The sequence below is a fragment of the Brevundimonas sp. LF-1 genome (genome assembly GCF_037055305.1).
Taxonomy (GTDB): domain Bacteria; phylum Pseudomonadota; class Alphaproteobacteria; order Caulobacterales; family Caulobacteraceae; genus Brevundimonas; species Brevundimonas sanguinis.
In genome coordinates, this window is the sequence record NZ_CP146349.1 from 1,026,256 (window position 1) to 1,050,637 (window position 24,382).

The 24,382-nt window shown below is 68.2% G+C and carries 16 protein-coding genes, 1 tRNA gene and 3 pseudogenes; 12 read left to right on the forward strand and 8 right to left on the reverse strand.

What is annotated here, in order from left to right; all coding sequences use genetic code 11:
- Positions 1 to 53 precede the first annotated feature (53 nt).
- From V8F63_RS05480 to V8F63_RS05495, 4 genes are all read left to right on the forward strand, one after another.
- Positions 54 to 2,300 (forward strand): TonB-dependent receptor, encoded by a 2,247-nt coding sequence (locus V8F63_RS05480; RefSeq protein ID WP_392354732.1) that lies wholly within the window; start codon positions 54 to 56, stop codon positions 2,298 to 2,300.
- 110 nt (positions 2,301 to 2,410) lie between these two features.
- Positions 2,411 to 4,309 (forward strand): M20/M25/M40 family metallo-hydrolase, encoded by a 1,899-nt coding sequence (locus V8F63_RS05485; protein ID WP_392354733.1) that lies wholly within the window; start codon positions 2,411 to 2,413, stop codon positions 4,307 to 4,309.
- A gap of 48 nt (positions 4,310 to 4,357) precedes the next feature.
- Positions 4,358 to 4,966: an SDR family NAD(P)-dependent oxidoreductase gene (locus V8F63_RS05490; protein WP_392354734.1), complete on the forward strand. Its 609-nt coding sequence runs from the start codon at positions 4,358 to 4,360 to the stop codon at positions 4,964 to 4,966.
- A gap of 35 nt (positions 4,967 to 5,001) precedes the next feature.
- Positions 5,002 to 5,376 (forward strand): hypothetical protein, encoded by a 375-nt coding sequence (locus tag V8F63_RS05495; protein ID WP_392354735.1) that lies wholly within the window; start codon positions 5,002 to 5,004, stop codon positions 5,374 to 5,376.
- Here V8F63_RS05495 and V8F63_RS05500 read toward each other — a convergent pair.
- A complete protein-coding gene (locus tag V8F63_RS05500; protein ID WP_025976552.1) occupies positions 5,373 to 5,618 on the reverse strand; it encodes a hypothetical protein in 246 nt (81 codons plus the stop codon). The two genes, V8F63_RS05495 and V8F63_RS05500, sit on opposite strands and share 4 nt — an antisense overlap.
- 151 nt (positions 5,619 to 5,769) lie before the next feature.
- Positions 5,770 to 5,843, reverse strand: a tRNA-Ala gene (locus tag V8F63_RS05505).
- 122 nt (positions 5,844 to 5,965) lie between these two features.
- On the opposite strand from V8F63_RS05505, the gene V8F63_RS05510 reads away from it, so the two are divergent.
- The 5 genes and pseudogenes from V8F63_RS05510 to hisS all read left to right on the forward strand — a co-directional run bounded on the left by V8F63_RS05510 (position 5,966) and on the right by hisS (position 10,686).
- Entirely contained in the window at positions 5,966 to 6,271 is a 306-nt protein-coding gene (locus V8F63_RS05510) for a YggT family protein (protein ID WP_025976553.1), read from the forward strand.
- 149 nt (positions 6,272 to 6,420) lie between these two features.
- A complete protein-coding gene (locus tag V8F63_RS05515; protein ID WP_392354736.1) occupies positions 6,421 to 7,299 on the forward strand; it encodes a 3-hydroxybutyryl-CoA dehydrogenase in 879 nt (292 codons plus the stop codon).
- On the forward strand, positions 7,299 to 7,865 hold the full coding sequence (locus tag V8F63_RS05520) for a hypothetical protein (RefSeq protein WP_134582063.1): 567 nt from the start codon (positions 7,299 to 7,301) through the stop codon (positions 7,863 to 7,865). The genes V8F63_RS05515 and V8F63_RS05520 overlap by 1 nt, the downstream gene beginning before the upstream one ends.
- Before the next feature lie 62 nt (positions 7,866 to 7,927).
- Positions 7,928 to 9,145 carry a DUF418 domain-containing protein gene (locus V8F63_RS05525; protein ID WP_392354737.1) on the forward strand — a complete coding sequence of 406 codons (1,218 nt, stop codon included), beginning with the start codon at positions 7,928 to 7,930 and terminating at the stop codon, positions 9,143 to 9,145.
- A gap of 69 nt (positions 9,146 to 9,214) precedes the next feature.
- Positions 9,215 to 10,686: pseudogene (gene hisS, locus V8F63_RS05530) on the forward strand (histidine--tRNA ligase).
- A 350-nt stretch (positions 10,687 to 11,036) separates the two neighbouring features.
- Here the strand turns inward: hisS and V8F63_RS05535 are convergent.
- Positions 11,037 to 13,162 (reverse strand): annotated as a pseudogene (locus V8F63_RS05535) (M13-type metalloendopeptidase).
- Positions 13,163 to 13,639: 477 nt separating this feature from the next.
- On the opposite strand from V8F63_RS05535, the gene V8F63_RS05540 reads away from it, so the two are divergent.
- The 3 genes from V8F63_RS05540 (at position 13,640) to V8F63_RS05550 (ending at position 16,849) form a co-directional block, all read left to right on the forward strand.
- Complete coding sequence (locus tag V8F63_RS05540; protein WP_051582050.1) at positions 13,640 to 14,245, forward strand: TetR/AcrR family transcriptional regulator; 606 nt, start codon at positions 13,640 to 13,642, stop codon at positions 14,243 to 14,245.
- Positions 14,246 to 14,409: 164 nt separating this feature from the next.
- The gene (locus V8F63_RS05545) at positions 14,410 to 14,595 is read left to right on the forward strand and encodes a hypothetical protein (RefSeq protein WP_392354738.1); all 186 of its coding nucleotides are present in this window, start codon (positions 14,410 to 14,412) and stop codon (positions 14,593 to 14,595) included.
- A 34-nt stretch (positions 14,596 to 14,629) separates the two neighbouring features.
- Positions 14,630 to 16,849, forward strand: a complete 2,220-nt coding sequence (locus tag V8F63_RS05550; protein WP_392355043.1) for a membrane-bound PQQ-dependent dehydrogenase, glucose/quinate/shikimate family — start codon at positions 14,630 to 14,632, stop codon at positions 16,847 to 16,849.
- Between the two features lie 187 nt (positions 16,850 to 17,036).
- On the opposite strand, the pseudogene V8F63_RS05555 reads toward V8F63_RS05550, so the two are convergent.
- From V8F63_RS05555 to V8F63_RS05575, 5 genes and pseudogenes are all read right to left on the reverse strand, one after another.
- Positions 17,037 to 18,310: pseudogene (locus V8F63_RS05555) on the reverse strand (glutamate-5-semialdehyde dehydrogenase).
- The gene (proB, locus tag V8F63_RS05560; protein WP_313633740.1) at positions 18,307 to 19,416 is read right to left on the reverse strand and encodes a glutamate 5-kinase; all 1,110 of its coding nucleotides are present in this window, start codon (positions 19,414 to 19,416) and stop codon (positions 18,307 to 18,309) included. Before proB ends, V8F63_RS05555 begins: the two are co-directional and overlap by 4 nt.
- Positions 19,417 to 19,664: 248 nt before the next feature.
- Complete coding sequence (locus tag V8F63_RS05565) at positions 19,665 to 21,104, reverse strand: efflux transporter outer membrane subunit (RefSeq protein WP_392354739.1); 1,440 nt, start codon at positions 21,102 to 21,104, stop codon at positions 19,665 to 19,667.
- A 1-nt stretch (position 21,105) separates the two neighbouring features.
- The gene (locus tag V8F63_RS05570; protein WP_392354740.1) at positions 21,106 to 23,619 is read right to left on the reverse strand and encodes an efflux RND transporter permease subunit; all 2,514 of its coding nucleotides are present in this window, start codon (positions 23,617 to 23,619) and stop codon (positions 21,106 to 21,108) included.
- Complete coding sequence (locus V8F63_RS05575; RefSeq protein WP_392354741.1) at positions 23,586 to 24,374, reverse strand: efflux RND transporter permease subunit; 789 nt, start codon at positions 24,372 to 24,374, stop codon at positions 23,586 to 23,588. Before V8F63_RS05575 ends, V8F63_RS05570 begins: the two co-directional genes overlap by 34 nt.
- Between the last annotated feature and the right edge of the window lie 8 nt (positions 24,375 to 24,382).

Sequence of the window (24,382 nt, forward strand, 5' to 3'; positions counted from 1 at the left end):
TAGGGGCTGCGGCGAATTAACCCGCCCAAGATCATCAAGAAGGGGATATCTCGATGACGCGTCTCTCGGTTCTCGCCGCCTCCGCCAGCGGCTTGGCTCTGCTGCTTTCCACGCCGGCTTTGGCCCAATCGTCCGACGCTCAGGCCGAGCAGGCCGCCGCGGTCGGCGACATCGTCGTCACCGCCCAGCGCCGCAGCGAAAGCATCCGCGACGTGCCCTTCGCCGTCACCGCGATGAACACCGAGACGCTGAACGCCGTGAACGCCGGCGGCGGCGACATCCTGCAGCTGTCGGGCCGGGTGCCCAGCCTGCAGGTCGAAAGCTCCAACGGCCGCTACGCCCCGCGCTTCTACATCCGGGGTCTGGGCAATGTGGACTTCGACTTCACGGCGTCTCAGCCGGTGTCGATGGTGATGGACGAACTGGTTCTGGAAAGCGTCTATCTGAAGGGCTTCCCCCTGTTCGACGTGAAGCAGCTGGAAGTGCTGCGCGGGCCGCAGGGCACCCTGTTCGGCCGCAACACCCCGGCGGGCGTGATCAAGATCGACACTGTTAAGCCGGGCGATGACTTCACCGGCTTCGGCTCGATCACCTACGGCAACTATGGTTCGACCCGGGCCGAGGCGGCTGTGACCCTGCCGGCGTCGGATACGCTGTCGGTCCGCGTCGCCGCCCTTTGGAACCACCGCGACGACTATATCAACAACGCCTATGACGCCCCCTTCGCCAAGAAGGACGGCAAGGATCTGGGCAATTTCGATGATGTGGCGGGCCGCATCCACGTCGCCTGGACCCCGACCGACCGCCTGTCGACCCTGCTGACGCTGCAGGCGCGCGACTATGTGGGCACCGGCACGATGAACCGCGCCAACGTCCTGACCAAGGGCTCGAACAAGCTGAACGACAACTTCGACCGCGAGACGGTCTGGTATGACGGCGGCCGCAACAACTTCCAGAAGCAGCAGACCACCTCCCAGGCGTTGCAGGTCGCCTATGATTTCGGCCCGGCGACCCTGACCGGCGTGGTCGGCTCCTTCCAGGGCTGGTCCCAGGGCGACGGCGATATCGACGGCGGCGTCTCGGCCGGCGCTGCGGCGGGCGCGGGTTACAAGACCCCGTTCCCGGTCGAGTCGGGCACCCTGTCCAGCGACCTGCTGCAGAACACCTATGAACTGCGCCTGTCCTCGAACGGGGCGGGCCGTCTGGGCTGGCAGGTCGGCGCCTTCTATTGGGACGAGCGCATCAACCTGGTCTCGGGCACGTTCGACGGCGTCGGCGGCATCATGCCGACCAAGGTCACCGACATCGTGCAGAAGTCGGACTCCTGGTCGGTCTTCGGTCAGGCCAACTATCAGGTCACCGAGGCCCTGAAGCTGACCGGCGGCCTGCGTTACACCGACGACAGCCGCGACTATCACGGCCGCATCCTGGTCGGCACGCCCGCCAATGCGCAAGGCCAGGTCTCGGTCGGCGACGAGCAGGTCAGCTGGGACGTCAGCGCCCTGTATGAGGTCAATGACAGCCTGAACCTGTTCGCCCGGGTGGCCAGCGGCTATCGCGGGCCGTCGATCCAGGGCCGCAACCTGCCGGTTCTGACCACGGCGGATTCGGAAACCGTCATGTCCTATGAGACCGGCTTCAAGGCCCGACTGTGGGACGGCCGCGCCCGCCTGAACGCCACGGCCTATGTGTATGACGTCAAGGACATGCAGTTCACCGCCATCGGCGGCATCGACAATTCCAACCGCCTGATCAACGCCGACAAGGGCCAGGGCTACGGCTTGGAGATCGACGGCGACGTCTATCTGGGCGCGGGCTTCACCCTGGCCGGCGGCGTGGCCTGGAACCACACCGAGATCAAGGACAAGGACCTGTTGGTCGCCATCTGCGGCAACCACCTGTGCACCATCACCGACCCGATCGTGAAGGTCGGAACGAGCGACCGCGCCAGCATCGACGGCAACCCCTTCCCGCAGGCGCCGGAATATTCGGCCAATCTGACCCTGTCCTACGTCCGCCCGATCGGCGACGATCAGGAGCTGTTCGCCTCGACCGACTGGGTGATGCAGAAGGACTTCAACCTCTTCCTTTATGAGGCGGTCGAGTTCCGTCAGGACACCAACTTCGAAGGCGGCCTGCGCGCGGGCTGGCGCGACCTGAACCGCGGCCTGGAAGCCGCCGCCTATGTCCGCAACATCACGGACGAGGCCAATGTCATCGGCGCCATCGACTTCAACAACCTGACGGCCTTCGTCAACGAGCCGCGCATGTACGGCGTGGAGCTGTCCAAGCGCTTCTAAGCCGCCAAGGCGGATCGCATCGGGGGCGGCGACGGGGCGACCTGTCGCCGCCCTCTTGCCATCCGACGTTCGCTTGGTCCTACTGCCGCTCGGATCGGGGAGGATCTCTCATGCGGCTGGCCCTGCTGTTCGGATCGCTGACGCTCGCCTTCTTGCTGGCGGTGTGGACCACCCAGGCGCCGACGCCCCGACCGGCGGACGCGCCCGCCGTCGCCTTCTCGGCCGCGCGGGCGATGATCGACGTCGAGCAGATCGCCCGCGCCCCGCACCCGGTCGGGTCGCCCGAGCACGCGCGGGTCCGCGCCTATCTGAGCGCACGGCTGACGCAGCTGGGACTGGAGGTCAGCGAGCAGGCGGGGCCGTTGTCGCCCGCCTCGGTCAAGCGGCTGGCGCGTGCGGGCGGCGACCCAGGCGCGGCGAACAATCAGGCGATCAATCTGGTCGGCGTCCTGCCCGGAAAAGACCGCAGTCAGCCCGCCGTCATGCTGATGGCTCATTACGACACCGTGGTCGGCTCGCCCGGCGCGGCCGACGATTCCGCCGGGGTGGCCGCCATTCTGGAGGCGGTGCGGGCGCTCCAGGCGCGCGGCCCGGCCGAGCGCGACCTGGTCGTCCTGTTGACCGATGCGGAGGAACTGGGTCTGGACGGAGCGCGGGTCTTCTTCGGCGGCCATCCCTTGCGCGACCGCATCGGGGCGGTGGTCAACCTTGAGGCGCGCGGCGGCGGCGGCCGCGCCGCCATGTTCGAGACCGGGCGCGAGGCCGGGCCGACGGTCCAGCTGTTCCGCCGCGCGGCGGCCAAGGCCGACGGCGGGACCACCGCCACCTCCATCGCCGCCTTCATGTATGAGCGGATGCCCAACGGCACCGACTTCACCGTGCCCAAGGACCGGGGGATCGGCGGCCTGAACCTGGCCTTCATCGGCCGCCCGGATCAGTATCACGCCGCAAACGCCACGCCCGACAATCTGGATCAGGGCGCGGTGCAGCACCTTGGCTCTCAGGCGTTGGAGGCGGCCGACGCCTTGCTGCGCGCGCCCAGCCTGCCGGGCCGGGGCGAGAACCTGGTCTATGCCGACATCTTCGGCCGCTGGGTGATCGCGCATAAGCAGACGACGGGCTGGGCCTTGCTGGCTCTGGCGGCGGCCTTGGGCGGTTTCGCCGCCTGGCGCGCGCGGCGTGGCGCAGGGCTGACGGCGAAGCAGGTCGGTCTGGGCGCGCTGGACGGGCTGTGGTTCCTGACCGGCGGCGTCATCCTGCTGCAGGCGACGCGCCTGCTGGCCGGACCGATGTCGAGCCGCCCCGCCTCGCCCGACGTCTATTACACCCTGCTGCGCCGCCTGCCGTGGATGGAGGCGGGAGCGGCGCTGGCGGCGCTCGCCCTGGCGCTTGTTCTGCTGAGCGGCGCGCGTCGGACGCGGCCGCGCGTGGTGGCCGCAACCATCGCTGTCCTGACGGCTCTGGTCTTATTGATAGGCGACTTCGACGAAAAAACTCGATCAATCATGTTCGGCGCGGGCGCCGTCGCCGTCATCCTGTCGCTGTGGCCGGGACGGGCCGAGCGGTCGGCGTGGGGCGGTTGGTTGGGCCTGATCGCCCTGATCTTCGCCTTTGGTTGCGCCTTGCAGGGCGCAGCGCCTGAAGCGGCCCTGCTATTCGTCTGGCCGGTGTTGCTGGCCGCGACGGCGGCGGCTCTGGCGGCCTTGATCGACCCTGACCTGACGCGGCCGCTCGGCCTTCTACCCGTCTCCGTGGCGACCGTGCTGGGCGGCGCCTGGCTGCTGGCGATCGGCCACTTCGTCTTCCTGGGCGTCGGGATGGACCTGCCGGGGGCCTTGGCCGTGGTCGCCCTGCTGGTCCTGCTGTTCGCCCGGCCCCTGGCGCCGGGCGCGAAGGCGGCGCGCCTGGTGCTGTTGGCGGCGGCGGCCTGCCTGATCGCAGGTGTCGGACTGAATGTTTCGGCGCGACTTCTGGCACCGGCGCCCGCTGTGGCCGAGGCGCTGCCCTAGCGTGCGGACGCTGGCGTCCGACCGCGCGACCGTTTATCGCAGCCGATCATGAGCGATCCCGTCCTCGTCACCGGCTCCGCCGGCTTCATCGGCTTCCACACCGCCCGGCGCCTGCTGGAGCGGGGCGAGACCGTTATCGGCCTGGACAACCTCAACGCCTATTATGATCCGGCGCTGAAGCAGGCTCGCCTGGCCCAGCTTCAGGCCCATCCCGCCTATCGCCACCATACGCTGGACCTGGCGGACCGTGACGGCGTCGCCGCCCTGTTCGCCGAGCACCAGCCGCGCCGGGTGGTGCATCTCGCCGCCCAGGCGGGCGTCCGCTACAGCCTGGAAGCGCCCGAGACCTATGTCGATTCCAACGTCGTGGGCTTCCTCAGCATCCTCGAGGGCTGCCGCGCGGTCGGGGCGGCCCATCTGGTCTTCGCCTCGACCAGTTCGGTGTTCGGCGCCAATCGCGCTCTGCCCTTCTCAGTGCGCCAGCCGGCGGATCATCCGCTGACCGTCTATGCGGCGACCAAGCTGGCGAATGAAGCGATGGCCCATTCCTACGCCCACCTGTTCGGCTTTCCGGCGACGGGCTTGCGCTTCTTCACCGTTTACGGACCGTGGGGCCGGCCGGATATGGCCCTGTTCAAATCACCCGAGCGATCCTGAACGACGAGCCGATCGACGTGTACGGCGAGGGGCGGATGAGCCGCGACTTCACCTATGTCGACGACATCGTCACTGGCGTGATCGCCGCGCTCGACTGTCCCGCCGCCATCGACCCGACATGGGATGCGACTGCACCCAATTCGGCGACCAGCGGCGTCGCTCCCTGGCGCATCCTGAACCTGGGCGCGGGCCGTCCGGTGCCGCTGATGCGCTATATCGAGGTGCTGGAGACCAAGCTGGGCCGCAAAGCCAAGCTGAACCTGATGCCCATGCAGGACGGCGACGTGGCCGACACCGAGGCGGACGTGACCGACACCCTGGCCGCCCTCGACTACGCGCCCTCGACGCCGGTGGAAGAAGGCGTCGCCCGCTTCGTCGACTGGTACTGCAACTTCTATCGCGAAAACTAACCCTGGCCGCCCGGTGCGCATTTGTCCGAGGCGGCGGTTTCGGGTTTACGGCGTCCCATGGTCCAGTTGGCCATCATCCGCACCTTGGGGTTGGGCGCGCACCATATCTCGCCGCTGTCATTGATGGCGGTGACCCAAATCAGATTGTGCTCCTGGCCATAATCGATGACGGCGAAGGCATAGCCGGCCCCCTTGTCCTGAACGTGGATCGGCAGCGGCGGGTCGAGCTGGGTGAAAGTCATGGCGTATCCTGTGGGCACAGGGAACGCTTCGTTTTCTCCTAGGTTGCCGCCGCCTGCTTAGCGAACCACTGCTGCTAAGGCGGGCCGGCACACCGCTTAGGCTGTTGGCTGTATCTGCCTGGGCTTCCCGCCACTTGGCAGGACGGAGCCCTGGTGGAGCCGAGGAGTCGAACCCCTGACCTCGTCATTGCGAACGACGCGCTCTACCAACTGAGCTACGGCCCCGACCGACAGGCAGGGGCGGGAAATAGAAGGGACAACGGGGGCGTGTCAACGGGCCGCGCACGAATCCTTGGCGATCGGCGGCCGGGCCGCTAGAAGCGGCGGGAACGTAGCAGGAGTTTCTCATGGGTTTCGCCCTTGTCTGGCTGGTGAACGCCGTCGTCACCTTGATGATCTGGTGCATCATCGCCTCGGCGATCCTGAGCTGGCTGTTCGCCTTCGACGTGGTCAATCCGCGTAACCGTTTCGTGGGTCAGATCGCCTATGTGCTGGACACGGTGACCCGCCCGATCCTGGGGCCGATCCAGCGTGTGGTGCCGCCGCTGGGCGGCATCGACATCACGCCGATCATCGCCCTGCTGGCGCTGCAGTTCCTGAGCGTGTTGTTCAACCGGACCGTCGCGCCGATGCTGATCATGTCGCTGGGCTGAGGCTGAGGTTGAGGCGGGGACGTCGTTGAACCGGGGCCACGGGAACGGGGATTCGGCGGCCGGCGCCCATTTCCGCCCTTGCGCGGCGCGAGCGGGCTCCTAAGGTGCCGACGATAGGTTACTGGCGGACCGTATACAGTGCGTAATTCATGACTACCATCAGGACAGTCGCCGTCATCGGCGCCGGGCAAATGGGTTCGGGCATCGCTCAGGTGGTGGCCGCCGGCGGCTATGAGGTGAAGCTGTACGACATTGCGTCGGATCGGGTGACCCTGGCGCTGGGCGAGATCGCGGCCAGCCTGGCGCGTCGCGCCTCGCGCGGCCTGTCGACCGAGACGGAGGCCCAGGCGGCGCTTCAGCGCATCACCGCCGTGGCGACCCTGGTCGAGGCGGCCAGGGCGGATCTGGTGATCGAGGCCGCGTCCGAGGAAGAGGCGGTCAAGAAGGGCGTCTTCACCGAGCTGACGCCGCTGCTGGGTCCGGATACGCTGCTGGCGTCCAATACCTCCTCGATCTCCATCACCCGCCTGGCCTCGGTGACGGATCGGCCCGAGCGTTTCATCGGCCTGCACTTCATGAAGCCGGCGCCGACGATGAAACTGGTCGAACTGGTGCGCGGCATCGCCACCTCGGCCTCGACCTTCGAGACGGCGGTAGGCTTCGCCGAGAGCCTGGGCAAGATCACGACCGAGTCCGAGGACTTCCCGGCCTTCATCGTCAACCGCATCCTGGTGCCGATGATGAACGAGGCGGTCTATGTGCTGTACGAGGGCGTCGGCGACGTCGCCTCGATCGACAAGGCGCTGAAACTGGGCGCCAACCACCCGATGGGGCCGCTGGAGCTGGCGGACTTCATGGGGCTGGACGTGGCCCTGGCCATCATGAACGTGCTGTATGAAGGCCTGGCCGACAGCAAATATCGGCCCTGTCCGCTGCTGGTGAAATATGTCGAGGCCGGCTGGCTGGGCAAGAAGAGCGGGCGCGGCTTCTACGACTATTCCGGCGAGACGCCGGTCCCGACCCGCTGATGGCCGGCGCTTTTCCCTCCCTGCCGGGTCTGAAGCGCGTGGCGCCGCGGCGCGGCGCGGGCGCCCTGATCCCGGCCGCCCTGGCGGCGGCGGCCTGGCCTCCGGTGATCCTGACCCTGTTCATCTGGCCGCCCGAGAACTGGTGGTCGGGCGTGGACACGGACTGGCGGCTGGTGTTGCTGGCGGTCGGACTGATCGCGGCGCCGGTCGGGCTGTGGCTGCTGCTGAACAGCCACGCCAGGACGGGCCGTCCCTCGACGCGGCTGGGGGTGATCGGCCGCTTCACCGTGTTCGGCGGCCTGCTGGCGGCGGCGATGCAGGCGACCATGGCTGTGATCATGGCGACCCTGGCGGGCGCCGCGTCGCAGAGCCTGGTTCAAGGCCTGGGGGCGATCGAGACGGCGCTGTTGATCTATGGCGTCGCGGGACTGCCTTTGGCCGTCATGGTGGGCGTCAGCTATGCGCTGTGGGGCGGCCTGTGCGTCGCCTGGCTGGGCTTTGTCCCGGCGCCCGTGGTCAAGAACCGCATGGGCGTGCTGCAAGAGCGGGACGTTACGGGGATTTAACGTGAACTGTCGCGTTGGTCCCGCCTAAGCCTCCAGTCTTCACGCAAAGGACAGGGGCGAGCATGAGGGATCAGGTCGCGGCGGCGCCGCCGACGCCGGTGGCGGCGGCCCACCGAATCGTCACGCTGGACGTGCTGCGCGGGGCGGCGGTTCTGGGGATTCTGGCGGTCAACGCGGCGGCCTTCGCCCTGCCGATGTTGGCGATCGAGATGAGCAGCAGCCCGTCGCCCTTTCCGGCCGAGGCGAACGCTTCGGGCGTGGCGCAATGGATCATCGCCGTCTTCTTTCAGCAGAAGTTCGTCACCCTGTTCTCCATGCTGTTCGGCGTCTCGATCTTCCTGGTCGGCGGCGAGCGGGGCGATGAGGCGAAGGAGCGCGTTCTGCGTCGCCGCCTGCTGTTTCTGGCCCTGTTCGGCCTGATCCACGGCGCGGCCTTCTGGTACGGCGACATCCTGCTTCTTTATGCCTGGTCCGGCCTGTTCGTGATGACCATGCGGTCGATGCCCGCCGGACGGCTGATCTGGATCGGGGCGGGGGTCACGGTGGTCCTGGGGACCCTTCAGGCCGGTCTGATGTTGCTTATGGCGAACTTCCCCGAGGCGATGAGCAGCGAGGCTTCGGACGGGACGGTCGCCGCCTCCATCGCGGCCTATCAAAGCGGCTGGGCCGGCGCCGCGCTGGAGAACCTGAAGACCTGGGCCATCGCCCAGGGGATGAACCTGCTCATGTATGTGTTTTCGACTGTGCCGCTGATGATGCTGGGGCTGGGCCTGTTCAAGGCGGGCTTCTTCCACGGCCGGATGTCCATGCGCGTCTATGTTTCGCTGATGGCCGGCGGGGCTGTCGTCCTGGCTCTGCTGGCCGGGTTGGAGTGGATGGAGATTCAGGCGGGGGCCGAGGTCGAGGCGACCGGCGGCTGGGCGATGGCGGTCGGTTCGTATCCGCTGATCATCACCCTGGGCTATGCGTCGGCGCTGATCCTGGCGACGACGCGCGGGGTGGGCTGGCTGCGCAAGGCTCTGGCCCCGGTGGGGCGGATGGCCTTCACCAACTATCTGACTCAGACCCTGATCATGGCGACGATCTTCTACATGCCGTGGGGGCCGCGCCTGTTCGGCCAGGTCGACTATCCGATGCAGTGGGCCATCGTCGTCGGCGTCTGGGCGCTGCAGCTGATCTGGTCGCCGCTGTGGCTGTCGAAGTTCACCATGGGGCCGTTCGAATGGCTGTGGCGGCGCCTGAGCTATGGGCGCGATCTGCCGCTGCGCCGCACGGCCTGAGGGCGGATGGGGCGGCTCCGGGCGGACTGTCAGTTGCGGCGGCGTATCTGATGGCTTAATCGCCGCCTCATGACCGACGAAGCCTCCAACCGCCCCGAAGCTCGCGCCCCGCGCGGGTTCGCCGACCGTCGCGGCCGCGACCTGACCGCCGAGCGCCGCATCGTCGCGCGCGTGTCCGAGGTCTATGAGCGCTGGGGCTTCGAGGCGCTGGAGACCCCGGCGTTCGAATACGCCGATGCGCTGGGCAAGTTCCTGCCCGACGCCGACCGTCCGAACGAGGGCGTCTTCGCCCTCCAGGACGACGACGATCAGTGGGTGGCCCTGCGTTACGACCACACCGCGCCGCTGGCCCGCTTCGCCGCGCAGACCTGGGAGACCCTGCCCAAGCCGTTCCGCCGTTACGCCTATGGGCCGGTGTGGCGCAATGAGAAGCCGGGGCCCGGCCGCTTCCGCGAGTTCTGGCAGTGCGACGCCGACACCGTCGGCTCGGATCGGCCCGAGGCCGACGCCGAAATCATCGCCATGGGCTGCGAGGGCCTGCGCGCGGCGGGCCTGGCGGCCGGGCAGGCGGTGATCCGCGTCTCCAACCGCAAGCTGTTCGACGGCCTGTTCGACGCGGGCGGAATCGCCGATCCGGTGCAGCGGCTGACGGCCCTGCGCGCCGTGGACAAATACGACCGCCTGGGCGTCGAGGGCGTGCGCCTGTTGCTGGGCGAGGGGCGTCTCGACGAGTCGGGCGACTACACCAAGGGGCGAACCTGCCCGCCTCAGTTATCGGCGCGATCGAAGCCTTCCTGGCCTCGGCCGAGACGCCGGGGCTCAGCCGCGCGGGCGTGCTGGACGCCGTGTCCGGCGCCGCCTTGGGCGCCGCTGGCGAAGAGGCGCTGAAGGAACTGGCCGCCATCGACCGCGCCCTGACCGCCATGGGCGTGGCGCAAGACGACGTGCGGTTCGACCCGACCATTGTGCGCGGGCTGGAATACTACACCGGCGCGGTGTTCGAGGCCGAGCTGCTGCTCGACACCAAGGACGAGAAGGGCAGGGCCGTGCGCTTCGGCTCGATCGGCGGCGGCGGGCGCTATGACGACCTGGTGTCGAGGTTCACCGGTCAGTCGACGCCGGCGACGGGCTTCTCCTTCGGCGTGTCGCGTCTGGCCTCGGCCCTGCGGGCGGCCGGACGCGGCGCCGAGGACGCGACGCGCGGGCCGGTGGTGGCCATCGTCTTCTCCGAGGACGACATGCAGCACTATCTGGACGCCGTGTCGGAGCTGCGCGCGGCGGGCATCGCCGCCGAACTCTATCTGGGCCGGGCGGGTATGAAGGCGCAGATGAAATACGCCGACCGTCGCGGGGCCCCGGCGGCCGTCATCCTGGGCGGGGACGAGATCGCCGCCGGTCAGGTGACGATCAAGGATCTGGACGCCGGACGCGCCCGCGCCGCCGCCATCGCGGACAACGACGCCTGGAAGGCCGAGCGTCCCGGACAGCAGACGGTGGCGCGCGATCAACTGGTGGCCGTGGTGCGCTCCATTATCGAATGACCTTCGATAATATCCATGACGACGTCGTGACTTATCAACGTTTAGTCATAAAAGCGCAGGCTTTCGGCGCTCGCTTGGTTGACGCACCCCGGCCAATGGCGTCATTTGGTCTCACTCAAGAGGCGCAGCGGCGAGCCGCAGCGACATCTTGAAGGCGTTTCGGGGAGGAAACGTCCGCTCCTGAGAGAGCGTGAAGGCCCGCTGCGATGTATCCCCCGCAGCGGGCTTTTTCATGCCTGAAGCTCGACAATTATCGAAGAGTGTTTGAGAGCGCGCGCTTCGGCGCGGCGGCCATGAAAAAGGGCCGGAGCGTTGCGGCTCCGGCCCTCTTCATTCAGCAGGCGGCGTCCTTACCAGATGCGGACGCGATCTTCCGGGGCCAGGTAGTATTTGTCGCCGGGCTTGACGCCGAAGGCTTCGTACCAGGCGTCGATATTGCGCACGGGGCCGATCACGCGGAACTCGGCCGGGCTGTGCGGATCGGTGGCGATCTGGTTCTTCAGCGCGTCCTCGCGGTACTTCGATTGCCAGACCTGAGCCCAGCCGTAGAAGAAGCGCTGGTCGCCCGTCACGCCGTCGATCACCGGCGCCGGCTGGCCCTTCAGCGACAGGTGATAGGCCTCCAGACCCACCGCCGTGCCGGCGGCGTCCCCGATGTTCTCGCCCATCGTCAGGCCGCCGTTGACGTGGAAGCCGGGCAGGGGCTCGAACTCGTCATACTGGGCGCCCAGGCGCGCGGTCAGGGCCTTGAAATTGGCCTTGTCCTCTTCGGTCCACCAGTTGCGCAGCACGCCGTCCCCGTCGGACTTGGAGCCCTGGTCGTCGAAGCCGTGGCCGATCTCGTGGCCGATCACGCCGCCGATGCCGCCGTAGTTGACGGCCGGGTCCGCGTCCGGATCGAAGAAGGGCGGCTGCAGGATGGCGGCCGGGAAGACGATCTCGTTATTGGCCGAGTTGTAATAGGCGTTCACCGTCTGCGGGGTCATGCCCCACTCGTCCTTGTCGACCGGCTGGTCCAGGCGCGACAGGCGATAGTTCCACTGGAACTGGCCCATGCGCTGGCTGTTGCCGAACAGGTCGTCGGCCTTGATCTCCAAGCCCGAATAATCGCGCCACTTGTTCGGGTAGCCGATCTTGACGGTGAATTTCTGCAGCTTCTCCTGCGCCGCCGCCTTGGTCTCGGCGCCCATCCAGGTCAGGTTGTCGATGCGGTGCGACAGGGCGGTGCGCAGGTTGGCGACCAGCTCTTCCATCTTGGCCTTGGATTCGGCCGGGAAGTATTCGGCGACGTACAGACGACCCGCCGCCTCGCCCAGGGCGCCTTCGGCGAAGCTGATGGCGCGCTTCTCGCGGCTGCGCTGTTCGGGCTGGCCCGACAGGTCGCGCGAACGGAACTCCCACTGGGCGTCGGAGAAGCGCTTGGACAGGGCGCCCGCCGCATCGTCGGTGGTGTGGAAGGCCTGCCAGGCCTGCAGGGTGGCGACCGGCGTCTGGGCGAAGACGGCGGCGATCTTGGGCATGGCCGTGTTCTGACGCACGATCAGGCGGTCGATCGAGCCCAGGCCGGCGGCGTTGAAATAGCCGGCCCAGTCAAAGCCCGGCGCATCGGCGGCCAGGGTCTGGATCGAGTATTCATTATAGGTCTTGTCGCGGTCGCGGCTTTCCACCGGCGTCCAGTGCGCTTGGGCGATCTGGTCTTCCAGGGCGATGATGGCGGCGGCCGAGCCGGCGGGGTCGTCCCAGCCGATGTTGGTCAGCATCCGCTCGATATAGGCCTGGTACTTCTCTTTCTTGTCGGCGAAGCGGGCGTCCAGATAGTAATCGCGGTTGGGCATCCCCAGGCCCGACTGGCCGGTGGCCACGACGTAGCGGTTCGGGTTCTTCTGGTCGATGGTGATGCCGGTGCCGAAGAAGGACGATCCGACGCGGCCCTGGGTCTGGCCCATATAGGCGGCGATCTTCTCGTGGGTGTCGGCGGCGCGGATGGCGGCCAGGAAGGGCTGCAGCGGTTGGGCGTCCAGCGCCTCGATGCGCGCCTCGTCCATATAGGAGCGGTAGGCGTCGGCGATCTTCTGCTCGTCGGATCCGGCCGCTAGATCCGTGCGGCCCGCCAAATCGTGAATCAGTTCCTTCATCCGGTTGTCGGACAGTTCGCGCAGCAGGGGAAGGAGCCGTAGGAGGTGCGGTCCGACGGGATGGTCAGCTTGTCGAAGGCGGCGCCGTTGGCGTAGCGGAAGAAGCTGTCGCCCGGCTTCACCGAGGTGTCGCGACCGTTGAGGTCGAAGCCCCAGGTCCCGTATTTCGGCGCCTCGGTTCCCTGCCAGCCCGAAGCGCCGCCTTCGGCGGCCGGGGTCTGGAACAGTTCGAAGACGGTGCAGACGTCGTCGATGCAGGCATGGTCGTGACCATCGCCCGCCAGGGCGGCGCCCGGCGCCAGAAGGGCGACAGCGGCGACGCCTACAAGCAGTTTCTTCATCAAGGTTTCCTCGTTTTCAGCCTCGCGGCGTCAGGTACGAACCCTAGGCCGGAAGCGCAGGCCCCTGTCTTAAAAAATTCATCCAGAGGGCGAGGGCTGGGCGGAGGCGGGGGCCTTAGAGGCCGCCGGATACGCGCCGAAGCTGCAATAGAGGTCTGTAAGAGTAAAGTTTCGCCGAGCAGGCGCCGGTCATTGTAACATGGTGCGGCGGGTATTCGTATAATTGCGTAGTCTTCTTGATTGCGCTGCAAGGGTCCGGCAGAGGTTTTTTCGAGATGTGACCCATTTTGGTCATTGTTCGGTGATGAAAGTTCGCCCTTAGTTTCAGGGGCGCCCGTCGTCTTCAGGTTCGGGCCGGGTCGAACGACGCGGTCCGGATTGGCGAGCGCGCCGCCCATTTAAGCCCAGAGCCACCTGTTTATGCGCGTGCCCTCCCCCTCTCTTGCCGAAACCGTCGAAAATGTCGCTCCTCCGCGGATGAATCGCCGTCAGGCGGCGAAGGTTCGCACACGCCTCAAGGTGCTGGATGCGGCGCGGGCCCTGTTCGCAGAGCGCGGCTATGACGCCGCGACGATTCGGGACATCGCCAAGGGCGCCGGAATGTCGACCGGCGCGGTTTTCGCCAACTTCCAGGACAAGGCGGAACTGTTCGAGACGGTCTTTTCCGAGGAAATGGAAGGCCTGCTGAACGACATGCGGACCGGGGCTGCGGGCGTTGAAGGCCGCGTCACCGATCGGCTGACCGCCGCCCTGACGGCCGGTTACCATCGCTCGCTGGGACATCTGCCGCTGATGCAGGCGATGATCGCGCGCTCCTGGTTCCAGCCGGAAGACGCCGATCAACGTTCGCGCGCTTTCGTCGGGCCGCTCGTGCTGTGGATCCAGGATCTGCTGCAGGCGGCTGTCGGCGAAGGCGAACTGCGCCAGGACATCGACCAGACCCTGTTGCCGCGCATGATCTGGGACACCTTCATCTCCAACTTCCGTTACGCCGCCTATGACGGCTGGGGCGTCGAGGAACTGACCCCCCATGTGCGCCAACAGCTGGATCTGATCCTGTCGAGCCAGATGGCGCGCCAGTAAGGTCAGAGGGCCGAAATCTGTAAGGGCCGTTCGTCATGGGGCGAGCGGCCCTTTTTTCATGCGCGTCGCCCAGACGCGTCGCCTTCATGGGGCGCGACGGAACGTCGCGGCTGTTCGCGTATTGCGTCCTTTCAAGGCCAAGCTGCGGGAACAGGAGGGGCGAGATGCCATCCATCGAGCGCGGACGCGGATTCGGCAGCGTCCTGGTAAGGCTTCTGGGCATGGTCATCGCCCTGATCGGACTGACGCTGGCCATCGGCGGGGGGCAGCTGATCATGCTGGGCGGATCGGCCTATTATCTGATCGTCGGCCTGTTGATGATCGTGTCGGGGGCTTCTGGCCCTGCTTAGACCCCTGGGCGCTTGGCTCTATGTCGCCATCTTCATCGGCACCGTCGTCTGGGCGCTGTGGGAGGTCGGGCTGAACGGCTGGGCCTTGGTGCCGCGCGTCGTGGCGCCGTTGGTGCTGCTGATCGCCGTGGTTCTCAGTCTGCCGGTGTTGAAGCGCGACGGGGGCGGGGGGCGGATGGTGCTGAGCGGCCTGGCGGCCATTGTCGTCCTCGGCCTGATTTCCGGCGTGGTGGTGGCTCAGGCCAACAAGGCCAGGGTGCTGAGCCCCGTTCCCGGCGCTGCGAACGGCGGCGCGGGCGACCCGGCGATGCTGAAGGTCGGCGCCGACTGGCCCGCCTGGGGCGGCTCTGACAGCGCCCAGCGCTATTCGCCGCTGACCCAGATCACCAAGGATAATGTGAAGGGCTTGCAGCGGGCCTGGAGCTTCCGCACGGGCGACCTGCCCGATGAGCGCTGGGGCGCTGAGACGACCCCGCTGAAGATCGGCGACACCCTCTATCTATGCTCGGCCCGTAACCGGCTGTTCGCGGTCGATGCGGCGACGGGCAAGCAGAAGTGGACCTATGATCCCAAGGTCGCGGACGATCAGATCCCCTACACCGCCGCCTGCCGGGGCGTGACCTATTACGCCGCGCCGAATGTCGATGCGGCCCAGCCCTGCGCGACGCGCATCATCGAGGGCACGCTGGACGGACGACTGGTGGCCGTGGACGCCCGCACGGGCGCGCCCTGCGCCGGTTTCGGAACCAACGGCGAGGTCAGCATCAAGAACGGCATGGGCGACCCCTATCCGGGCATGGTGTCGATCACCTCGGCGCCGGTGATCGTGCGCGGGGTGGTGGTGACCGGCCATCAGGTGCTGGACGGCCAGAAGCGCTGGAACGCCTCGGGCGTGATCCAGGGCTTCGACGCCATGACGGGCGAGCTGCGCTTCGCCTGGGACATGATGCGTCCGGACATCACGACCCTGCCGGCCGAGGGCGAGACCTATACGCCGGGCACGCCGAACATGTGGACCACGGCGACAGCCGATGAGGCGCTCGGCCTGGTTTTCCTGCCGATGGGCAACTCCTCGGCCGACTACTATTCCGGGTTGCGCCGGCCAGCGGAGAATGAATATTCGACCTCGCTGGTCGCGCTGGACGTGACCACGGGCAAGCCGCGCTGGCACTTCCAGACGGTGAGGAAGGACGTCTGGGATTACGACCTGGGCTCGCAGGCGACGCTGGTCGACATGCCGGTCAACGGGACCCTGGTTCCGGCGGTGATCCTGCCGTCCAAGCAGGGCGACCTCTACATTCTGGACCGCCGCACCGGCCAGCCGCTGCACAAGGTGGAGGAGCGCCGCGTGCCGCAGGGCGGCGTCGAGCCGTCGCAGCGCAGCCCGACCCAGCCCTTCTCCCTGTTCCACACGCTGAGAAAGGCCGACCTGACCGAGCGTGACATGTGGGGCATGTCGCCGATCGATCAGATGGTCTGCCGCATCCAGTTCCGTCAGGCGGCCTACGACGGCTACTTCACCCCGCCGACGGCGGATCGCTACTGGATCCAGTATCCGGGCTATAACGGCGGTTCGGACTGGGGCGGGGTGGCGGTCGATCCGGCGCGCGGCGTCATCGTCGCCAACTACAACGACATGCCCAATCACAACCGCCTGGTGCCCCGCGCCGAGGCCGATCGGCTGGGCTGGTTCCCGCGCGACGATCCCCGCTACATCGAGCGCGAGAAGGAGGCGGCCAACCGCGGCGGCAATCTGTCGAAGTCCAAGGCCGAGGGCGCGGGCGATCCCCAGATGGGCGTGCCCTACGCCATCGACGTCAATGCGGGCTGGCGGGTCAAGTTCACCGGCCTGCTGTGCAAACAGCCGCCCTATGGCGGGATGCGCGCCATCGACCTGAAGAGCGGCCGCACCCTGTGGGATCGTCCGTTCGGCACGGCGCGCAAGAACGGACCGTTCGGCATTCCCTCCATGCTGCCGCTGGAGATCGGCACGCCGAACAACGGCGGCTCGGCGGTGACGGCGGGCGGGCTGATCTTCATCGCCGCCGCGACGGACGATCTGATCCGCGCCATCGACATCGAGACGGGCAAGACGGTGTGGTCGGACGTTCTTCCGGCAGGCGGTCAGGCCAATCCGATGATCTATGAGCAGAACGGGCGGCAGTATCTGGTGATCATGGCCGGCGGGCACCACTTCATGGAGACGCCGCGCGGGGACTATGTCATCGCTTATGCGCTCCCGGAGCGGAAATAGGCGCCACGCCGCTCCCTCCCTTCATGGGGAGGGTAGTCGCGAAGCGACCGAGTGGGGAGGGCATGGCGATAAGGGCGCGGCGCCTGATGTGTCAGCGCCTGAATAGCCTTGCCGCCCCCACCCGGCCTCGCCCTGACGGGCTCAACCACCCTCCCCGGGACGGGGAGGGAGAGGCGTGGCGCTTGTTTCAGGGCCGCGTCTGCCCTTCGCCGCGCACCACATATTTGTAGGTCGTCAGCTGCTCCGCCCCGACGGGGCCGCGGGCGTGCAGCTTTGAGGTCGAGATGCCGATCTCGCCGCCGAAACCGAACTCGCCGCCGTCGGCGAACTGGGTTGAGGCGTTGATCAGGACGATGGCGCTGTCGACGCCCTCGGCGAAGCGTCCGGCGGCTTTTTCGTCGGTGGTGACGATGGCCTCGGTGTGGCCCGAGCCGTATCGGCGGATGTGGTCGAGCGCGCCGTCGACGCCGCCCACCACGCGCACCGACAGGATCGGCGCCAGGTATTCTGTCGTCCAGTCCGCCTCCGTCGCCTCGGTCATGCCCGGGACGAGGGCGCGCGCTTCGGCGTCGCCGCGCAGTTCGCATCCGGCGGCGGTCAGGTCGGCGGCCACGGCGGGCAGCAGGCGCTCGGCCGCCGCACGGTCGACCAGCAGAGTTTCGGTCGCGCCGCACACCGAGACGCGGCGCATCTTGGCGTTCAGGGTCACGCGGCGGGCGACGTCCAGATCAGCGCCAGCGTCCAGATAGGTGTGGCACAGGCCCTCAAGGTGGCCCAGCACCGGCGCCTTGGCCTCGGCTTGAACGCGGGCGACCAGGCTCTTGCCGCCGCGCGGGATGATCAGGTCGACGGCGCCGTCGAGGCCAGCCAGAATGGCGCCCACGGCCGCGCGGTCGGGCACGAGCACCAGCTGGATCGCGTCGACGGGCAGGCCCGCCTCGGTCACGGCGCTGCGCACCACGGCGGCGATGGCGCGCGACGACTCCAGGCAGTCCGAGCCGCAGCGCAAGATGGCGGCGTTGCCCGAGCGCAGGCACAGGGCGGCGGCGTCGGCGGTGACGTTCGGGCGGCTCTCATAGATGACGGCCAGCACGCCGATGGGGGTGCGCACGCGAGCGATGTCCAGACCGTTGGCCGGGGTCCAGCGCGCCATTTCACCGCCGACGGGATCGGGCTGGGCGGCGATGGTCTCGACGGCGACCGCCATGCCCTCGACGCGAGCGGGGGTCAGGGCCAGGCGGTCGATCAGGGCCTCGGACAGGCCGGCGTCGCGGGCGCGGGCCACATCGCGGGCGTTGGCGGTCAGGATGCCGGCTTCAGCCGCGCGCAGGCCCTGGCGAGGCGGGTCAGGGCCTCGGTGCGGGCGTCCGGCGTCGTGGCGCGGAAGGACTCGGCGGCGGCGCGGGCGCGGCGACCCATGTCGATCATCATGTCCAGCATGGCGGCGGCGAGGTCGCTCATCGGTCCTCCAGAATCAGATCGTCGCGGTGGATGACGACCGAGGGGCCGCGGTAGCCCAGCAGGCTTTCGATCGCGTCGGAGTGGCGGCCGCGGATCAGGGCAATCTCATCGGCCGCATAGGACGCCAGACCGACGCCCAGTCGCGCGCCGTCCGGCCCGGTCAGGCGCACGCTGTCGCCCTTGCCGAAGTCGCCGCTGACGGCGACGACGCCGGAGGGCAGCAGGCTCTTCCCTGCACGCAGGGCGGCGACGGCGCCCGCGTCGAGCGTCAGGGCGCCGCCGGGCGCCACGCTGCCGGCGATCCATTGTTTCCACGCGGCCAGAGGGGTGGCGGGCGCCAGGATTAGGCTGGCGCGGGCGCCGTCCAGCACCGCCCTCAGCGGATGCGGGGTCAGGCCCGAGGCGATGACGGTGGCGCACCCGGCCGAGGCGGCGATCTGGGCCGCCGCCAGCTTGGTCGCCATGCCGCCTGTGCCGAGCCCGGCCTGGGCGTTGGCGCCTGAGGCCATGGCCAGAACGTCGGGCGTCAGGCGCTCGATCAGCGGAAGGTGACGGGCGTCCGGATCGCGGCGCGGATCGGCGGTGTAGAGGCCGTCCACGTCGGACAGCAGGACCAGCAGATCGGCCCGCCCGAGTTGAGCCGCGCGGGCCGCGAGGCGGTCGTTGTCGCCGTAGCGGATTTCTTCGGTGGCGACGGTGTCGTTCTCATTGACCACAGGGACGACGCCGTGGGCCAGCAGGGCCTCGAGCGTCGCGCGGCCGTTCAGCCAGCGGCGGCGCCGTTCGGTGTCGTCGCGGGTCAGCAGGACCTGCCCCGCCATCAGGCCGTGGGGCGCCAGCGCGTCTTCCCAGGCGTGCATCAGCAGGGACTGACCCACCGCGGCGGCGGCCTGCTTGTCCTGCAGACGGCTGGGCGAGAGGTTGAGCCGACCGCGCCCCAGAGCCACTGCGCCGGAGGAAACGACGATGACGTCGCGGCCCTGGCGGCGCAGGTCGGCGATATCGGCGGCGAGGCTGGCCAGCCAGTCGGCGGCGACGGCGCGTCGATCGGCGTCGAACAGCAGGGATGAGCCGATCTTGATCACCACCCGGCGCGCCTGGGCCAGGGCGGCGGCAGGGGAGGCGGCGCCCTGAGAGGCTTCAAGGAGAGGCGCGGAGGAGGTCACCCGGTCTCCCTACCGCAAGATCCTCGACGGAGCCAAGATTGTGGAGAGGATTATTCGACTAAGCCGTTAAAAATCGCGACGATAATGAATAATATTCAATGGTTGTTGCGGGTGACGGAAGAAGCGGCAAAGAAAACGCCCGGCGGGCGAACCAGCCGGGCGTCTCAGTGTCAGCTTGAGGCTGAAGGTCAGGCTTCGGGATCGGGCGCCTGATCCCACCCGCCCGCCAGGGCCTTGAACAGGCCGATCTGGTAGGTGGTGACCTGGGCTTCCGAGGCGGCCAGGGCGGCGTCGGCGCCGGCCAGGGTCCGCTCGGCGTCCAGCACCGTCAGGAAGCTGTCGGCGCCCGCGTCGAAGCGCAGGCGCGACAGGCGCGCCGCCCTGGCCGCCTGATCCCGCGCGGTGCGCAGGGCCGTGCGGCGGTCCAGTTCGTTGGCGTAGGCGCTGAGCGCCGTCTCGGTCTCCTGCAGCGCCGTCAGCACGGTCTGGTCGAAGGTCGCCAGGGCCGCGTCCGACTGGGCGCCCGCCTGTTTGATCCGCGCCCGGGCCGCCCAGACGTTGGGGAAGGACCAGGAGATCAACGGGCCGACGCTGAAGCGCATATTGGCGCTCTCGCCCAGGTCCGAGGCGTCGAGCGCCGTCGAGCCCAGCGACCCGCCCAGACGGATGCTGGGATAAAGGCCGGCGGTGGCGACGTTGACGCGGGCGGCGGCGGCCGACAAGCGGGCTTCCGCCTGACGCACGTCGGGACGACGCGCCAGAAGGGCGGCGCCGTCGCCGACCGGGATCGGCTGCGACAGTTGCGGCGGCGACTGGCAGGCGCGGGCCGCCTCGCTGGCCTCGGTGGGGGTGCGGCCGGTCAGCGTCGCCAGACGGAACAGGGCGCCGTCGCGCGCCGCCCGCAGGGGCGGCAGGCTGGCGCGGGTCTGTTCCAGGGCGGCGCGGGCGCGGGCCACGTCCAGGCCGTTGCCGGCGCCCCCGTCCAGCAGGCGCTGGGTCAGGTCGACGGTCTGGGCTTGCAGGTTGATCGTCCGCTCGGCGACGGCGATCTGGGCGTTGGCCGAGCAGGTGTCGGCGTAGGCCCGGGCCGTTTCGGCCGCGACGGTCACCCGCACGACCTCCAGCGCGGCGGCGGCGGCGGCCACGTCGCCCCGCGCGGCGCGGATCGAGGACTCCACTCGGCCGAACAGGTCGATCTCATAGGCCACGTCCAGACCGACGTCATAGGTGTCGACTTCCGGCAGCTTGGCGCCGTTGGCGGTCGGCACGGTGTCGGTCGAGGCGCGGCTGCGGTTGTACGCGGCCGAGGTGGTCGTGGTCGGGAACCGGCCCGAGCGGGCTTCGGACAGCGAGGCGCGGACGGCGCGCAGATTGGCCGCGGCCGCCTCCAGCTCGTTGTTCTCGGTCAGGGCCTGCTGGATCAGACCGTCCAGCGTCGGGTCCTGATACAGCCGCCACCAGTCGTCGCGGGCCGCCTCGGTCGAAACCGCGGCGGATTGCGAGCCGATGAAGGCGCCCTGGCCTTCGGCCGGGATCGTCGGGAGCGGCGCCTTGGGGCCCACCGCGCAGGCGGCGAGCAGGGCGGCCGACCCCGCGGCGGTCAGCAGAGTGCGGAGTTTGCCGTTCATTTTACGCATCTCCCTGGCGCGGAGCGGCGGGGGCCGGTTCCGGGCCGTCGGGGTCAAAGGGGTCGTGCGGCGTGGAGCCGAAGCTGGTGGGCAGCTCGCGCTGCTTGCCCGGCGCCTTGGGCAGCTTGCCCGCCATCCAGCGACAGATGACATAGAAGACCGGGGTGAAGATCAGACCGAAGAAGGTCACCCCCAGCATTCCATAGACGACCGCGATGCCCAGCGCGTTCTGCATCTCCGAGCCGGGGCCCGAGGCGATGGCCAGAGGCAGCACGCCGAAGATGAAGGCGAACGAGGTCATCAGGATCGGACGCAGGCGCTGACGGGCGGCCTGAACAGCGGCCTGCCAGCGGTCGAGGCCTTCGTTGTCCTCGGCCTGTTTGGCGAACTCCACGATCAGGATGGCGTTCTTGGCGGCCAGGGCGATCAGGACCACCAGACCGACCTGGGTCAGGATGTTGTTGTCCAGACCATGCAGGTTCACCCCCAGGATGGCCGCCAGGATACACATGGGCACGATCAGGATGACCGCCAGCGGCAGGGTGAAGGCCTCATAGTTGGCGGCCAGCACCAGGAAGACGAACACCACCGCCATCAGGAAGATGATGGTCGAGCCGCCGGCCGCCGCCTTCTCCTGCAGGGCCAGTTCGGTCCATTCGTAGCCGAAGCCCTCGGGCAGGGTCTTGGCCGCCAGTTCCTCCATCGCGGCGATGGCGTCGCCGGTAGACACGCCCGGCGCCGCTTCACCCTGCAGTTCCGAAGCCGGGAACAGGTTGTAGCGGACCACGCGCGAGGGGCCGGAATCATCGGCCAGGGTGGCCACCGAACCGATCGGCACCATGCCGCCAGAGGCCGAACGGACCTTCAGGTTGGCGATGTCGGCCAGCTCGTCGCGATAGGCGGGCTCGGCCTGGGCGGTGACGCGGAAGGTGCGGCCCAGGAAGTTGAAGTCGTTGACGTAGGTCGAGCCGAGGTAGGTGCCCAGGGTGCTGAACACGGTCGACGGCTGGACTCCCATCAGCAGAGCCTTGTCGCGATCGACGCTGGCGGCGATGCGCGGCGAGCCGGTGTTGTAGAGGCTGAACACCTGCTGGACCTCGTCCGGCATCTGGGCGGCGGCGCCCATCATGGCGAAGGTCGCGCCCTCCAGAGCCTTGAAGCCCGAACCCGAGCGGTCCTGGATCATCATCTTGAAGCCCGAGCCGGTGCCCAGACCCTGAACGGGCGGGGGCGACAGCATGAAGATGCTGGCTTCCTCGATGACGCCGGTCGCGCCGCTGAGCGCGCCGGCCAGGGCCGAGGCCTCCAGGGCGGGGGTGGTGCGCTGGTCGTAGTCGTTCAGCTTGATGAACATGGTCGCGGCGTTGGACGACATGGAGAAGCTGGAGCCGTCCAGACCGGCGAAGGCGGTGACTTCCTGAACGCCGTCGGATTTGCGGACGATCTCGACCGCCTTGTTCATGGCCGCCTTGGTGCGTTCCAGCGAGGCGCCCGGCGGCAACTGCACGACGCCGATCAGAATGCCCTGATCCTGCGCCGGGATGAAGCCGGTCGGCGTGTCGGCCATGCGCCAGCCGGTCAGGGCCAGCAGGGCGGCGTAGATGAGCAGCATGACCGTGACCATGCGGATCAGCCGGGCCGTCAGGCGGCCGTAGCGGTCCGACACCCAGTCGAAGCCTTCGTTGAACTTGGCCCCGGCCCAGCCGAGGTAATAGGCGACCGTGCCGATCAGGCCCGGCTTGCGGCTCTCGTCGTGGTCCTTGTGCGGCTTGAGCAGCAGGGCCGACAGGGCGGGAGACAGCGTCAACGACACCAGCAGGGAGATCAGCGTCGCCGAGGCGATGGTGACGGCGAACTGGCGGAAGAAGATGCCGGGGATGCCGGGCACGAAGGCGGTCGGCACGAACACCGAGGTCAGCACCAGGGAGATGGCGACCAGGGCGCCCGACACTTCCTGCATCGACCGATAGGCGGCTTCCTTGGGGGTCAGGCCCTCGCGGATGTAGCGCTCGACGTTCTCGACCACGATGATGGCGTCGTCGACGACGATGCCGACGGCCAGAACCAGGGCGAACAGCGACAGGGAGTTGATCGAATAGCCCAGCGCCAGCTGCACCGCGAAGGTGCCGACCAGGGCGACCGGGATGGCCAGGATCGGGATGATGGCCGCGCGCCAGGTCTGCAGGAAGACCAGGATGACGATCATCACCAGGAAGACGGCTTCGATCAGCACGTGTTCCACGGCCGAGACCGAGGCGGCGACATATTCCGTCGGGTTATAGGGGATGGCGTATTTCACGCCCGGCGGGAAGTCGGCCTTGATGGCGTCCAACTCGGCGATGACCTTGTTGGCCGTCGACAGGGCGTTGGAGCCGGGCTGCTGGATGATGGCGACGCCGACGCCGCGCTGGCCGTTGAAATAGCCTTCGACGCCGTAGATTTCCGAGCCGAGTTCGACGCGGGCGATATCGCTGACGCGGGTCACGCGGCCTTGGGCGTCGGTCTTGAGCACCACCTTTCCGAACTCTTCGGGGGCCGCCAGACGGCCCTCGACCTGAACCGGCAGCTCGAAGGCGGCGGCGTTGGTCGGGAAGGGGGCTGGCCGATCGACCCGCCCGCGGCCTGGACGTTCTGGGCTTGCAGGGCGGCGATGATCTCGGGCGCGGTCAGGTCGCGCGCGGCCGCCTTGGCCGGATCGATCCAGATGCGCATGGCGTAGTTGCCGCCGCCGAAGACCTGGACGCCGCCGACGCCGTCGATGCGCAGCAGGCGGTCGCGGATGGTCGACTGGGCCATATTGCCCAGATAGTCGCTGTCGATGCCCGGATCGTCGGACGTCAGCGAGGCCAGCATCAGGAAGCCGGTCGACTCCTTGTTGACGATGACGCCGACCTGACGGACCTGCGCCGGCAGGCGCGGCTCGGCCAGGGCGACCCGGTTCTGAACCAGCACCTGGGCGGTGTCGAGGTCGGTGCCCGGCTGGAAGGTCACGGTCACGCTGACCCGGCCGTCCGAGGTGGACGACGAGGTCATGTAGAGCATGTTCTCGACGCCGTTGATCTCTTGCTCGAGCGGCGCGGCGACCGTTTCGGACAGGGTCTCAGCCGAGGCGCCCGCGTAGGAGGCGCTGACGCTGATCGTCGGCGGGGCGATGTCCGGATACTGCGCCAACGGCAGCATCGGCATGGCGAAGGCGCCGACCAGGGTGATGAAGACCGAAATCACGATCGCGAAGATCGGTCGGTCGATGAAGAAGCGGGAGATGTTCATGAATCAGG

Bases quoted from the DNA above. Each gene is read 5' to 3' on its own strand.
- V8F63_RS05480 (WP_392354732.1), top strand. From the start codon at position 54: ATGACGCGTCTCTCGGTTCTCGCCGCCTCCGCCAGCGGCTTGGCTCTG.
- V8F63_RS05485 (WP_392354733.1), top strand. From the start codon at position 2,411: ATGCGGCTGGCCCTGCTGTTCGGATCGCTGACGCTCGCCTTCTTGCTG.
- V8F63_RS05490 (WP_392354734.1), top strand. From the start codon at position 4,358: ATGAGCGATCCCGTCCTCGTCACCGGCTCCGCCGGCTTCATCGGCTTC.
- V8F63_RS05495 (WP_392354735.1), top strand. From the start codon at position 5,002: ATGAGCCGCGACTTCACCTATGTCGACGACATCGTCACTGGCGTGATC.
- V8F63_RS05500 (WP_025976552.1), bottom strand. From the start codon at position 5,618: ATGACTTTCACCCAGCTCGACCCGCCGCTGCCGATCCACGTTCAGGAC.
- V8F63_RS05510 (WP_025976553.1), top strand. From the start codon at position 5,966: ATGGGTTTCGCCCTTGTCTGGCTGGTGAACGCCGTCGTCACCTTGATG.
- V8F63_RS05515 (WP_392354736.1), top strand. From the start codon at position 6,421: ATGACTACCATCAGGACAGTCGCCGTCATCGGCGCCGGGCAAATGGGT.
- V8F63_RS05520 (WP_134582063.1), top strand. From the start codon at position 7,299: ATGGCCGGCGCTTTTCCCTCCCTGCCGGGTCTGAAGCGCGTGGCGCCG.
- V8F63_RS05525 (WP_392354737.1), top strand. From the start codon at position 7,928: ATGAGGGATCAGGTCGCGGCGGCGCCGCCGACGCCGGTGGCGGCGGCC.
- V8F63_RS05540 (WP_051582050.1), top strand. From the start codon at position 13,640: ATGAATCGCCGTCAGGCGGCGAAGGTTCGCACACGCCTCAAGGTGCTG.
- V8F63_RS05545 (WP_392354738.1), top strand. From the start codon at position 14,410: ATGCCATCCATCGAGCGCGGACGCGGATTCGGCAGCGTCCTGGTAAGG.
- V8F63_RS05565 (WP_392354739.1), bottom strand. From the start codon at position 21,104: ATGAACGGCAAACTCCGCACTCTGCTGACCGCCGCGGGGTCGGCCGCC.
- V8F63_RS05575 (WP_392354741.1), bottom strand. From the start codon at position 24,374: ATGAACATCTCCCGCTTCTTCATCGACCGACCGATCTTCGCGATCGTG.